13 protein-coding genes are annotated in these 12,421 nt (G+C 66.1%); 6 read left to right on the top strand and 7 right to left on the bottom strand.

What is annotated here, in order from left to right; translation table 11 throughout:
• Window positions 1-35 precede the first annotated feature (35 nt).
• The 3 genes from EJE94_RS05635 to nhaD form a co-directional block, all read right to left on the bottom strand.
• Window positions 36-503 carry a universal stress protein gene (locus EJE94_RS05635; protein ID WP_121240467.1) on the bottom strand — a complete coding sequence of 156 codons (468 nt, stop codon included), beginning with the start codon at window positions 501-503 and terminating at the stop codon, window positions 36-38.
• A gap of 73 nt (window positions 504-576) precedes the next feature.
• Window positions 577-969 carry a hypothetical protein gene (locus EJE94_RS05630; protein WP_121240466.1) on the bottom strand — a complete coding sequence of 131 codons (393 nt, stop codon included), beginning with the start codon at window positions 967-969 and terminating at the stop codon, window positions 577-579.
• A 5-nt stretch (window positions 970-974) separates the two neighbouring features.
• Window positions 975-2,258, bottom strand: coding sequence for a sodium:proton antiporter NhaD (gene nhaD, locus EJE94_RS05625; RefSeq protein ID WP_121240465.1), 1,284 nt, complete (start codon window positions 2,256-2,258; stop codon window positions 975-977).
• A 346-nt stretch (window positions 2,259-2,604) separates the two neighbouring features.
• Here nhaD and EJE94_RS05620 point away from each other — a divergent pair, with 346 nt between their 5' ends.
• Together EJE94_RS05620 and EJE94_RS05615 are read left to right on the top strand one after the other, a co-directional pair.
• Window positions 2,605-4,131: a sensor histidine kinase gene (locus EJE94_RS05620; RefSeq protein WP_121240464.1), complete on the top strand. Its 1,527-nt coding sequence runs from the start codon at window positions 2,605-2,607 to the stop codon at window positions 4,129-4,131.
• On the top strand, window positions 4,124-4,732 hold the full coding sequence (locus EJE94_RS05615; protein WP_121240463.1) for a response regulator transcription factor: 609 nt from the start codon (window positions 4,124-4,126) through the stop codon (window positions 4,730-4,732). Before EJE94_RS05620 ends, EJE94_RS05615 begins: the two co-directional genes overlap by 8 nt.
• A gap of 343 nt (window positions 4,733-5,075) precedes the next feature.
• Here EJE94_RS05615 and ubiD read toward each other — a convergent pair whose 3' ends face one another.
• Together ubiD and bioD are read right to left on the bottom strand one after the other, a co-directional pair.
• Window positions 5,076-6,539: a 4-hydroxy-3-polyprenylbenzoate decarboxylase gene (gene ubiD, locus EJE94_RS05610; RefSeq protein ID WP_121240462.1), complete on the bottom strand. Its 1,464-nt coding sequence runs from the start codon at window positions 6,537-6,539 to the stop codon at window positions 5,076-5,078.
• Window positions 6,536-7,207 (bottom strand): dethiobiotin synthase, encoded by a 672-nt coding sequence (gene bioD / locus EJE94_RS05605; RefSeq protein ID WP_165904764.1) that lies wholly within the window; start codon window positions 7,205-7,207, stop codon window positions 6,536-6,538. Before bioD ends, ubiD begins: the two co-directional genes overlap by 4 nt.
• 25 nt (window positions 7,208-7,232) lie before the next feature.
• On the opposite strand from bioD, the gene EJE94_RS05600 reads away from it, so the two are divergent.
• Genes EJE94_RS05600 through EJE94_RS05585 form a run of 4 tightly spaced genes read left to right on the top strand, consistent with a single transcriptional unit; the run spans window position 7,233 to window position 11,038 of the window.
• Window positions 7,233-8,513, top strand: a complete 1,281-nt coding sequence (locus tag EJE94_RS05600; RefSeq protein WP_121240460.1) for an adenosylmethionine--8-amino-7-oxononanoate transaminase — start codon at window positions 7,233-7,235, stop codon at window positions 8,511-8,513.
• Window positions 8,506-9,630, top strand: coding sequence for an aminotransferase class I/II-fold pyridoxal phosphate-dependent enzyme (locus EJE94_RS05595; protein WP_121240459.1), 1,125 nt, complete (start codon window positions 8,506-8,508; stop codon window positions 9,628-9,630). Before EJE94_RS05600 ends, EJE94_RS05595 begins: the two co-directional genes overlap by 8 nt.
• The gene (locus EJE94_RS05590) at window positions 9,630-10,274 is read left to right on the top strand and encodes an alpha/beta fold hydrolase (protein WP_121240458.1); all 645 of its coding nucleotides are present in this window, start codon (window positions 9,630-9,632) and stop codon (window positions 10,272-10,274) included. The genes EJE94_RS05595 and EJE94_RS05590 overlap by 1 nt, the downstream gene beginning before the upstream one ends.
• Complete coding sequence (locus EJE94_RS05585) at window positions 10,271-11,038, top strand: methyltransferase domain-containing protein (RefSeq protein WP_165904763.1); 768 nt, start codon at window positions 10,271-10,273, stop codon at window positions 11,036-11,038. The genes EJE94_RS05590 and EJE94_RS05585 overlap by 4 nt, the downstream gene beginning before the upstream one ends.
• Here the strand turns inward: EJE94_RS05585 and ubiA are convergent.
• Together ubiA and EJE94_RS05575 are read right to left on the bottom strand one after the other, a co-directional pair.
• Window positions 11,019-11,903 (bottom strand): 4-hydroxybenzoate octaprenyltransferase, encoded by an 885-nt coding sequence (ubiA, locus tag EJE94_RS05580; protein WP_121240456.1) that lies wholly within the window; start codon window positions 11,901-11,903, stop codon window positions 11,019-11,021. The genes EJE94_RS05585 and ubiA overlap by 20 nt on opposite strands.
• Window positions 11,900-12,421 (bottom strand): chorismate--pyruvate lyase family protein, encoded by a 522-nt coding sequence (locus EJE94_RS05575; RefSeq protein ID WP_121240455.1) that lies wholly within the window; start codon window positions 12,419-12,421, stop codon window positions 11,900-11,902. The genes ubiA and EJE94_RS05575 overlap by 4 nt, the downstream gene beginning before the upstream one ends.

The following is a 12,421-nucleotide window of genomic DNA, read 5'->3' as shown; positions in this document are numbered from 1 at the left end:
CGCGCCCAATGTCCTTGATGGTCGGGGTGTGGGTATCACGTCAGCTTCGGTGGTCTCATCGGCAGTCCATCCCCGGTGACCGTGATCACGGTCGCGAATCTCTGTCGCGCCAGTAGTGTCTTGATCACCTCACGTGAAAAAAGTCTTCTCCATCCGGTGCGGGGCATCGGCACGACGATCTCCCGGCAGTCGAGTTCTTCAGCTGCATCCAGAATCGAGAACACCACCGCACCCGACCGCAAATAGGCGGCATAGGGAATCTTTTGCTGTATCAGTGGCAAAGCCGCCTTCGTCATCGCAACCTCAGCCTGCTTCTCGAAATGCGCTTCACTGTGGCCAAGATTGAAGAGAAGTTCCCAGTGCCCAGGGGATTCCTTGACATGCAGCAGGCAGACTTCGACGGGCCTGCCCATGGCGTGTCGGCGCAGCGCGTAGTGGATAGCTCCTCCCGAGCGAAGATTCCTGCCAATCGGGATCAAGAGTCTTTCGGTACTGGTCGTCATCTGGATAGATAGTTAGTCATGGGGACCTGACGAGGGCCATGAGTACATTTTTCATCGGACGCTCCTGGCTGACTTACTTGTTCCCGGATTGAAGGTCTGGGCGCTGCACCGCCCGTCCCCGATGGCCTTCTATTGCCAGGTCAATGCCACGACGCGACCGTCGCAGAAATACCGGGCCGACTATCAGAAAGAGCAGAGGCACTGCTTCAACGAACTGGACGAAATAGATCATGGGCAAGGTCATCGAAGCGGCCTGCTCCGGACTGACACGCAGCAGGTAGGCGACAAAGGCAACGCCGGAAATGATGCCGATCCGCTCGACCCCATCGAAATCAATCTGCCGGGCATTGCGTATCGCGCTGTCCCAGCTGGACGGTGGCAGTTCGACAAGACGCGGGATCGCCCAGGTCCAGAAGCTGCGCCTGAGCATTGTTCTCGTGGCATTTATCGTCTTCAGTTTGGGCATGCCAATCAGTGCATTAACTGGTACTGCACGAGATAGACCCCGGCACCGGCGAAATACCCGACCAGTGCCAGACCGCTCATTTTCTTGACGTACCAGAAGAAGTGGATCTTCTCCAAGCCCATCGCAGCCACACCGGCGGCGGAACCGATGATGAGAATGGAGCCACCGGTGCCGGCGCAGTAGGCGAGGAACTCCCACAGGAAGTGATCGGCCGGGAACTGCGTTAGGCTATACATGCCCATGGAAGCGGCCACCAACGGGACGTTGTCGACAATTGCACTGACGATCCCGATGATGAGGACGATGATGTCCTGCCTCCCCACGGCCTGATCGAGCCAGCGGGCCAGGGCGGTCAGGATGTGTGTGTGCTCCAGTGTGGCGACCGCGAGCAGGATGCCGATGAAGAACACAATCGAGCTCATGTCGATCCTGCTCAGGGCATGGACCAGGGTGAGATGCTGCTTGGTTTCATCCTCCTTGTGTCGATGTACCAGATCGCCGACCAGCCAAAGGATGCCCAAGCCAAACAGGATGCCCATGAACGGGGGCAAATGAGTCACAGTCTTGAAGGCCGGCACAGCGACCAGGATGCCGATCCCCATGGAGAACATGAGATTCCGTTCGAACTCGGTGGTGTGCAGGCCATGGTCACTTTCCTTGAGCGGTGGCGCCTCGACTGTGCGCCCGCGCAGTGCATAGGCCGTGATACCCAAAGGCACGATCATGCTTGCCATGGACGGCAGGAACACCGACTTGATGATGGCCAGGGTGGTGATCTGGCCGCCAATCCACAGCATGGTGGTCGTCACGTCGCCGATCGGCGACCAGGCGCCTCCAGAGTTGGCGGCGATTACGATGATGCCGGCGAAGAAGAGACGATCATCGTGCTTGGCCAGCAGCTTGCGTACCAAGGAGATCATGACGATGGTCGTGGTCAGGTTGTCAAGAACGGCACTCAGGAAAAATGTGACGAAACCCACCAGCCACATGAGAGTGGCCAGCTGGGATGTGCGGATGCGCCGGGTGATGACTTCAAAGCCATTGTGAGCATCGACGACCTCGACGATGGTCATGGCACCCATCAGAAAAAACACGATCTGCGCGGTTCCCATCAGCGACTCGCTGAGTTGCCCACTGACGGCCTGCGCATCGTTCATCGACAAGGCATAGATGGTCCACAACAGCCCGGCGCCTACCAAGGCCGACGCTGACTTGTTGATCTTGATCGGATGCTCCACAGCGATGGCCGAGTACGCGATGACGAAAACGATGACGAGAGCGGTGATCATTTCAATATTCCCGAACGTATAGGGGTCAGAACGACGGCGGTAGCGGGTAGCGGATCCGGGGGCACGACGCGGCGTGACCATGGTCTTTTTTGAGTTACCGAATCTTAAGAAATCCGGCCGTGCTTAGATATTGGGGAGGCAACGTAAGGGCAACCCTTACAGCTGATTCGTGTGGAACGGCACCCTTTACGGGTTCTGGTGAACCCCCTAATCTGTTCTCCGGTTACGATCAATCACGAAGCGAAGCACGATACGGGGAGCGTTGTTGGACAGGAATCCGCCACAGGTCCGGGGAGAACCCGGCTGGCTACGTTGGGCATGGGCGGTCGCGTTTTGTGCGGCCTACGTGACACTCGACTGGGCCAGCTTCATCGATCCACTGCACCGCCTCAACATCACACCATGGAATCCGGCACCGGCGCTCGGCCTCCTCTATTTGCTGCGCGGTGGTGCCGGCGGCGCAATCACGCTTTTTGTTGCTCTCCTGGTGAGCGATCTGGTGGTGCGGGATCTCGCGGCTTCGATTCTGGAAGTTGTCGTGCTCGATGCCCTGTTAACCATGGGCTATGTCGGCATCGGGCTGATGCTCAAGCGCCATATTCCGGAAGGTGGCATGTTTGTCGACCGTCCGAGCCTTGTGCGTTGGGTCACCATCGTCGTGCTCGGATCACTGGCGAACAGCCTGGTGTTCGTATCGGGCCTTGCGGCGTTTGGTCTGATGCCGACTGAGGAGTGGAGTAACGCTGTGCTGCGATTCTGGGTCGGCGACGGCGTCGGAATCTTCGTCACACTTCCACTGCTGTGGTGGCTCCTGGATGCGCAGCGAAGATCGATCTTTCGAACGGTAATCATCCGCTGGGAGACAGCTGGCTATGCGTTGCTGGCGCTGGCCTCTCTCTGGTTGGTTTTTGTGCCCAGCGATCCTGTGCAGAACCGCTACGTCTACGTGCTCTTTCTGCCCCTGGTCTGGGCAGCATCACGCCAAGGGCTGCTGGGGGCCGTCTTCTGCGCGTCCTTCTTGCAGTTGGGCATGCTCCTGGCCGGCTGGGTCTGGGGATCACTCGGGATCACGGTATTCGAACTCCAAATGCGTTCCCTCCTGTTGGCTGGAGTCGGCTTCCTGATTGGCGTCGCCGTCGACGAGCAGCGACGTGCTGCATCCGAGTTGCGCCAGACTTTACGACTTGCGGCGGCCGGAGAAATGGCAGCCGCGATTGCCCATGAACTCAATCAGCCTTTGACTGCGCTGACGGCTTATGGCTCGGCTAGCGAACAAATCATGCAACGTGATGGGGGCAGTGAACAGTTGCGCGATGTCATCAGCCGCATGGTCAGCGAAGCAGGGCGCGCGGCCGAGGTCGTTCGCCGTCTCAGGGACTTCTTTCGGACAGGCACGACCCAGCTGGAACGCATTCCGCTCAGTGAACTGATGGAGACGGTCCTCCAGCCATTTCGTGCCAAGGCCCCGTCCCTAGGTGTCGAGCTGACCGCAAGCATTGTCCCGGAATTGGTGCTTCATGCCGACCGGCTGCAGATAGAGGTCGTCCTCAGAAACCTGCTCGCCAATGCGTTCGATGCGGTTGCCGGCAATCCCGAAGGGGGGCGGCGTGTCACGCTGTCATCGACGCTCACCGGTGGGGATCAGCTTCATATCCGCATAGAAGACACCGGCCCCGGACTGACGGCCGCGCTATCCGATGCTGCCTTCGAGCCGTTTGTCTCGACCAAGTCCAGCGGCCTGGGGCTAGGCTTGGCGATCAGCCGCGCCATCGCCGAAGCGCATGGCGGAACATTGGTTGCCGAGGCCGGTGGCCACGGTTGCTTCATACTTGCCTTACCCATCGATCCCATGAGGGAATCTATACATGGATAACACCGTCTTCATCATCGATGACGACGCCTCGGTGCGCGATGCACTCGGCCTGTTGCTGGGTTTGCGTGGCTATCGCACAGCCTTTTTTGCGGATGCGGCCAGTTTTCTCAATGCCTATCAGCCCGACTGGCACGGCTGCCTGCTTATCGATATCCGCATGCCCGGCATGAATGGGCTGGAACTGCAGCAGAAGTTGCGCGACATTGGCTGTGGCATTCCGGCGGTGATCATCACCGGCCATGGCGATGTGTCGTCAGCCCGCGAGGCTTTTCGTGCAGAGGCTGTGGACTTCCTCGAAAAGCCTTTGGACGAAACGCGCCTGCTGAAGGCCATTGAAGAGGCCTATGCGTATCAGGATGCCAGCCTCCAGGAAAAGAAGCAGAGCGAGCGCGTCGCCGCACAAATGGCCGAACTGACACCGAGGGAGCGCGAGGTAATGGAACTGGTTGTGGCCGGGAAGCACAACCGCGACATTGCCGTGGAACTGGGCATTAGCGCGCGGACAGTTGAGGTACATAAAGCGAGGCTGATGGCGAAGCTCAAGGCTGAAGGCGTACCCCAGCTGGTACGCATGACGCTGGGGCTGAACGGCCCAAGGTAGAAGAGCACCACTGATGGACTCCCTGTCCGAAATCCGGCGCAAATTCGTGGTTAATGGCATCTACCGATTTCTTGCCCTGTCTTAATTCTTCCCGATTGCTGTGCTTTTTCTGGGTGACAGCTTTGTGAACGGTAAGAGGCCAAAGGGTTTGAAAACATCATAAGCCGGCTTGGGTGCAATCATCGGCCTCATGGGGCTTGGCGACCAACCGGCTGCAATGGCCGAGGACCGGACGTAGCTGCGTACCTGGGCGACTGTTTCTTCAGGCGCTAAACCGCCCGCACTACGACTTGGCTGATCGAGAAAAGTCGGCGCTAGCGGGACGGCGCCACCGGCACCGCCGCTACAAGCCGAGCTTGCCCCACAGTTCATCGACGCGCCGCTTCACGTCCGCGTCCATGACGATGGGGCGGCCCCACTCGCGGTTCGTCTCGCCCGGCCACTTGTTGGTGGCGTCGATGCCCATCTTGCTGCCCAGGCCGGCGACCGGCGAGGCGAAGTCGAGGTAGTCGATCGGCGTGTTCTCGGCGATGAGCGTGTCGCGCGCCGCGTCGACGCGCGTGGTCAGCGCCCAGATCACTTCCTTCCAGTCGCGGATGTCGACGTCGTCGTCGGTGACGATGATGAGCTTGGTGTACATGAACTGGCGCAGGAAGCTCCAGATGCCGAACATCACGCGCTTGGCGTGGCCGGGGTACTGCTTCTTCATGCTCACCACGGCCAGGCGGTAGGAGCAACCCTCGGGCGGCAGGTAGAAATCGGTGATCTCGGGAAACTGCTTCTGCAGCAGCGGCACGAAGACTTCGTTGAGCGCGACGCCGAGCATCGCCGGCTCGTCGGGCGGCTTGCCGGTATAGGTGCTGTGGTAGATCGGATCGCGCCGCAGCGTGATGCGCTCGACGGTGAACACCGGGAACTCGGCGACCTCGTTGTAGTAGCCGGTGTGGTCGCCGAACGGGCCTTCGGGGGCGGTTTCGTTCGGCGCGATGAAACCTTCGAGCACGATCTCGGCGGTGGCGGGCACCTGCAGGTCGGAGCCGAGGCACTTCACCAGCTCGGTCTTGGCGCCGCGCAGCAGGCCGGCGAACTGGTACTCGGAGAGCGAATCGGGCACGGGCGTCACGGCGCCGAGGATGGTCGCCGGGTCGGCGCCGATCACCACGGCGACGGGGAAGGGCTGGCCGGGGTTCTGCTGGCAGTGGTCGCGGAAGTCCAGCGCGCCGCCGCGATGGGCGAGCCAGCGCATGATCACCTTGTTGGGGCCGATCACCTGCTGGCGGTAGATGCCGAGGTTCTGCCGCGGCTTGTGCGGGCCGCGCGTCACCACCAGGCCCCAGGTGATCAGCGGCCCGGCGTCGCCGGGCCAGCAGGTCTGGATCGGCAGGCGCGACAGGTCGACGTCCTTTCCTTCCCACACCGTCTCCTGGCAGGGCGCGGACGAAACGATTTTGGGCGCCATGTTGAGCACCTGCTTCAGCACCGGCAGCTTTTCCCAGGCGTCCTTGAGGCCGCGCGGCGGCTCGGGCTCCTTGAGGTAGGCCAGCAGCTTGCCGACCTCGCGCAGGGCTTCGGTCGATTCCTCGCCCATGCCCAACGCAACGCGGCGCGGCGTGCCGAAGAGGTTGGCCAGCACCGGCATCGTGCCGCCCTTGGGCTTCTCGAACAGGATGGCCGGGCCGCCGGCGCGCAGCACGCGGTCGCAGATCTCGGTCATCTCGAGGTGCGGATCGACCTCGACGGCGACGCGCTTGAGTTCGCCGATGGCTTCGAGTTGTGCGACGAAGTCGCGCAGGTCGCGGTATTTCATTTCAGGTCCTTTGTCAGGAAATCGGCGAGCCCTTCGAGGCCGGCCGCATCGTCGCGTCGCACGATGATAAGACGAACGGCGCCGAGATGCGGCTCGAGCGAAGCGGCCGCATCCTCGACGCTGACCGTGCTGCCGGCGGATTCGTTGAGCACGACCGCCGCCGGCACGATGCCGACCTCGCGCAGCGCCGCCAGCGCCGTGAGGGTGTGCGACAGGGAACCGAGATAAGTGCCGGCGACCAGCAGCGCCGGAATGCCGAGCGCGGCGACGAGATCGCGCACTGTGTGGCGTTCGTCGAGCGGCACCATCACGCCGCCGATGCCCTCGATCAGCAGCAGCCCCTCGTTGCGCTCGATTTCGCCGCGGCACCAGCCGACTAGTTCGGCGAAGTCGATGGCGCGGCCCTCGAGCGCGGCCGCGCGGTCGGGCGACAGAGGCGCGGCGAAGCGCCAAGGGGAGATCCTGGCGACCTCCGCCGCCGTGCCGCTACCGTCGAGCAGCACGCCCGCATCGCTCGATGCGGGACTCGCTTCATCGTAGCCGCTCATCACCGGCTTGAGCGCACGCACTGCGACGCCGCGCGCCGCGCAGACGCCCGCCACGCCGGCAGTCAGCCAGGTCTTGCCGAGGTCGGTGCCGGTCGCGGTGATAAAATGTGCGCGTTTCATCGCCCCCATTCTAGCGGCTCCCTCCATGCCCCCTGCCGCGCCTTCCTGGCTCTCCCTCGACCACGTCTGGCTGCCCTATGCGCAGATGGCGACCGCGCCGCTGCCGCTGCCCGTCGTCGGCGCCACGGGGGTACGCATCGAACTGGCCGACGGCCGCGGCCTGATTGACGGCATCGCCTCGTGGTGGACCGCCTGCCACGGCTACGGCCACCCGCACATCCGGGCCGCCGTCGCCGCGCAGCTCGACAAGCTGCCCCACGTGATGTTCGCCGGCCTCGCCCACGAGCCGGGCTACACGCTGGCCGCGCGGCTGGCGACACTGCTGCCGGGCGATCTCGAACATGCCTTCTTCTCCGAGTCCGGATCGGTCGCCGTCGAAATCGCCCTGAAGATGGCGGTGCAGTTCTGGAAGAACCGCGGCGAGGAACGCCATGCCTTCATCGCCTTCCGCCACGGCTATCACGGCGACACCCTGGGCGCGCTGTCGGTCACCGACCCCGCCAGCGGCTTTCATGACGCCCTCGCCGCCTATCGCACGGTGCAGCGCTTCGCCGAATTGCCGCGCACGGCGGTCGAGCGCGCCGAATTCGAGCGTGTGCTCGCCGCCCAGTGCCACGAGGTCGCGGCCGTCATCGTCGAGCCCCTGGTGCAGGGGGCCGGCGGCATGCGCTTCCACGACGCCGAGACGCTCGCCTTCATCCGCGCTGCCTGCGACCGCCACGGCCTGCTGCTGATCGCCGACGAGATCATGACCGGCTTCGGCCGCACGGGACGCATGGTCGCCTGCGCGGAAGCGGCCGTCGTGCCCGACATCATCTGCCTGTCCAAGGCGCTGACCGGCGGCACGCTGCCGCTGGCCGCCACCGTGGCCGGCACGCGCGTGTTCGACGCCTTTCGCTCCGATCGCTTCGACGACGCCTTCATGCACGGCCCGACCTTCATGGGCAACCCGCTGGCCTGCGCCGCGGCCAATGCCTCGCTCGACCTGTTCGAACGCGAACCGCGGCTGCAGCAGGTCGCCGCGATCGCGGCGCAGCTTGCCGCCGAGCTCGAACCCTGCCGCGCATTGCCCGGTGTGGTCGACGTCCGCGTCAAGGGCGCGATCGGCGTGGTACAGCTGGCGACGAACCAGGCCTCGGCCCTGCGCCCGGCATTTGTTACGCGCGGGGTCTGGGTGCGGCCCTTCGGCGACGTCGTCTACCTCGCACCGGCGTTCACCATCGAGCGCGAGGATCTGGCCACGCTCACCGCCGCCGTGCGCGAAGTGGTCACGGAGTGGTCGCAATCGTCACGCGGGCATGGCTGATCTCGACCACCTGATCCATGCGCGCCTGGCGGCGCTGGCGGCGTCCCGCCAGCGCCGGGTTTTCCGCGTGCCGGATCCGCTGCTGATCGACGTCTCCTCCAACGACTACCTCGGCCTCTCGCGCCATCCGCTGCTCGTCGAGCGCGCCTGCGCGTGGACGCGCCGCCACGGCGCCGGCTCGCGCGCCTCGCGGCTGGTCACCGGCACTTCGCGCGAGGTGCTCGAACTCGAGGCGCGCCTCGCCGCCTTCAAGGGTGCCGAGGCGGCCCTGGTCTTTGCCAGCGGCTTCCAGCTCAACAGCTCGGTACTGCCGGCGCTGTTCGAGCTGGGCGCGGGGACTCACAGGCCGCTGGTGTTCACCGACCGCCTTAACCACGCCAGCCTGCACGCCGGCTGCCGGGGACTGCGCCAGATCCGCTACCGCCACAACGACCTCGCGCACCTCGAGGAACTGCTGAACGTCCATCGCGGCGAACTTCGGTTCATCGTCACCGAATCGGTGTTCAGCATGGACGGCGACCGCGCCGACGTGCCCGCCCTCGCCGCCTTGGCCGAGCGCCACGACGCCATCCTCTACCTCGACGAGGCCCACGCCACCGGCGTGCTCGGCCCGGCGGGTCGCGGCCTGGCGATGCTCGCGCCGGGCAAGGTGCCCGTCGTCATGGGCACGCTGGGCAAGGCCCTGGGCGGCGCCGGCGCCTACGTCGCAGGCTCGCGTGCGCTCATCGACTGGCTGATCAACCGCTGTGCCGGCTTCATCTACAGCACTGCGCCTCAGCCGGCCGCGTTCGGCGCGCTCGATGCGGCACTCGACCTGGTGCCGGACATGGAGGTGGAGCGCGCGCGGCTGGCGACGATGGCCGACGCCTTGCGCGCCGCCCTGCATGCGCGCGGCATCGACACCCTGGCCTCGTCCACCCAGATCGTGCCTGCCGTGATCGGCAGCGAGGAGGCAGCCCTGGCGGCGGCGCGGCGGCTCGAGGAGGCGGGCGTGCTGGCCGTCGCCATCCGCCCGCCGACGGTGCCGGCCGGCAGCGCGCGCCTGCGCTTCGCGCTCTCGGCGGCCTTGAGCGACGCGCAGTTCGAGCGCGTGCTGGCGGCCGTCGCCACGCTCTGATGGCGACCATCGTCCTCGCCCACGGCTGGGGCTTCGATCACGGCGTCTGGAACGAGGTGCGCGCGCGTCTTTCTTCCGCGCACCGCGTCGAGACCCTGGACTTCGGCTTCTTCGGCGCGCCGCGGCAGCCGAAAGTCGGCGATGGCGAGACGGTGATCGCCGTCGGCCATTCGCTCGGGGCCTGCTGGTGGCTGGCGCAGTCGCCCATCCCCTGGTCCCGCCTGCTGCTGATCAACGGCTTTCCGCGCTTCACCGAGGCCGCGGACTATGCACCGGCGGTCGCGCCGCGCGTGCTCGCGCGCATGCGCAAGAGCTTCGCGCAACAGCCGGCCGAGGTACTGGCCGAATTCCGCGCCTTCTGCGGAGCGGCGCCCGCGCCGGCCGGTTTCGATGCCTCGCGGCTCGCGGCCGGCCTCGAGTGGCTCGCCGAGTGGGACGGCCGCGGCGTCCTGCGCGACCGCGCGGGCGAGATCCGGGCGCTCGCCGGCAGCAACGATCCCATCGTCCCCGCCGGCATGAGCCGCGCCGCGCTGGCCTGCCTGCCGGCGGAACACCTGGAATTCGCCGATGTCGCCGGCCACGTGCTGCCGCTGGCGGCGCCCGCGCTCTGCGCCGCATGGATCGAGCGGGTAGCGACGGCGTGACGCGGATCGCCCAGAGCTTCGGCCGCGCCGCCGCGAGCTACGATGCACACTCGGCGCCGCAGCGCCATGCCGCCGCGCGGCTGGCCGAGCTGATCGCCGCCGAGTCCCTGCCCGCCGCGCCGCGGGTGCTCGAGCTCGGCTGCGGCACCGGCCACCTCACCGCCGAGCTGCAACGCCGCCTCGCCGGCGCCGTCCCCGGGGATACCGCTACGCATAACTTCTTCTGCAGCGACATCGCCGCGCCGATGGTCGCGGCCTGCCGCGCCCGCCTGCCGCACTGCCACTACTTCGTCATGGACGGCGAGCGGCCCGCGGTCGGCGGCGGGTTCGACCTCGTCTGCGCCAACCTCACCGCGCAATGGTTCCGCGACCTGCCGCAAACGCTGGCGCGGCTCGCCGCCCTGCTCGCACCCGGCGGGCTGCTGGCGCTGAGCACGCTCGGCGCGGAAAGCTTCAAGGAATGGCGCGCGGCCCACGCGGCACTCGGCCTGCGCTCCGGCACCCAGCCCTTCGTCGACGCGGCGACGCTGCGCGCGTCCTTTCCCGCCGGACGCCTCGCCCTGGACGAGGAGCTGTTCGTCGAGCGCGCCGACGCCGCGCTGGATTTGCCGCGCCGACTGCGCGCGATCGGCGCCGCGACGCCGGCTCCCGGCCACCGCCCGCTGTCGGCCGGACAGCTGCGCCGGGTGCTGCGCGCACTGGGGCCGCAGCCGAGCCTGACTTACCAGATCCTCTACGCCCGCTTCAGGCCAGCCAGCGCCTGAGGTTCAGCTCGGCAACGAGGCCGGCGAACACCGCGGCGCCGAGCCAGTTGTTGTGGAGGAAGGCCTTGAAGCACTTCATCCGCTCGCGCCCGCGGATCAGGGTGTAGTGATAGCCGGCGATCGCCGCCGCAACGAAGAGGCCGCCGAAATACCAGGCGCCGTAGCGCAGCTCCCAGCCCACCCAGCCGAGAATGGCCAGCGTCGCCGCGTAGCAGAGCATCACCGCGGCGACGTCGAAGCGGCCGAAGGTCAGCGCCGAGGTGCGGATGCCGATGCGGACGTCGTCGTCGCGGTCGACCATGGCGTACTCCGTGTCGTAGGCGACCGCCCAGAAGACGTTGGCCAGCAGCAGAATCCAGCCAAGGGGCGGAACCTCGTCCAGCAACGCAGCGAAGGCCATCGGGATGCCGAAGCCGAAAGCCACGCCGAGGTAGGCCTGGGGAATGGCGAAGAAGCGCTTGGTGAAGGGGTAGCTCGCGGCGAGGAACAGCGCCACCGCCGCGAGCAGCCACACCCGTTTCGACAGGGGCAGGATCAGCACGGCAGCACAGATCACCAGCACGGCAGCGAGCATCAGCGCCTCGCGCGTGCTGACCTTGCGCGCGGCCAGCGGCCGTTCCTTCGTGCGTTCGACATGCAGGTCGAAGTCGCGGTCGGCGTAGTCGTTGATGACGCATCCGGCCGAGCGCATCAGCACCGTGCCGAGGACGAAGATCCAGACCAGCAGCCAATGCGGGCGGCCTTCACTGGCGATCCACAGCGCCCACAGCGTCGGCCACAGCAGCAGCAGGATGCCGATGGGCTTGTCGAGCCGCATCAGCTTCTCGTAGAGATCGAGACGTTCCTTGAGTGCGGCGAGGTTCACGGCGTCAGCACCGCGGGCAGGAAGACTTCGCTCACCAGCAGGGGGGCGCGCTCGCGGCAGAACACCGAGCGGCGTGCCCACAATGCCTGGGGCAGGCCCGGCACGGCCAGCGACGCGCGGCGCCGCAGCGGCTGGCGTGCGTCGAGGTGACAGAACTCGAGCGCACCGCGCGCGATGCGCGGATCGGCGAAGAGCATGTTCGCCAGCGGTCGCGAACCGAGACCGCGCAGGGCGCGCCAGGGGCCGTCGAGGTGGCGCGCGGCAGCGAGGCTGCGGGCGAACACCACCGGCGTCTCGCCGCAATAGAGCAGCACTTCGCGCACCAGCGTCCGTTCGCCGGCGGCCAGGCGCAGCGCCCGCCGCTCGTCGGGCCAGGCCGGGGCCAGGCCCTGATGCAGACGCTGCACGCGGAAGCCCGCCGCGCAAGCGGAGCGCAGGCGCTCCGACAGCGAGCCGCGTGCCGTCAGCCAGCGACGCAGGGGGCCGCGCACGGCGGGACGGGGTAGCCAGACTTGCAT

It is taken from the genome of Sulfurisoma sediminicola, assembly GCF_003865015.1.
Classification (GTDB): Bacteria; Pseudomonadota; Gammaproteobacteria; order Burkholderiales; family Rhodocyclaceae; genus Sulfurisoma; species Sulfurisoma sediminicola.
Note: the sequence above shows the minus strand (reverse complement) of the source record. Positions and strands in the feature narration are given on the sequence as shown.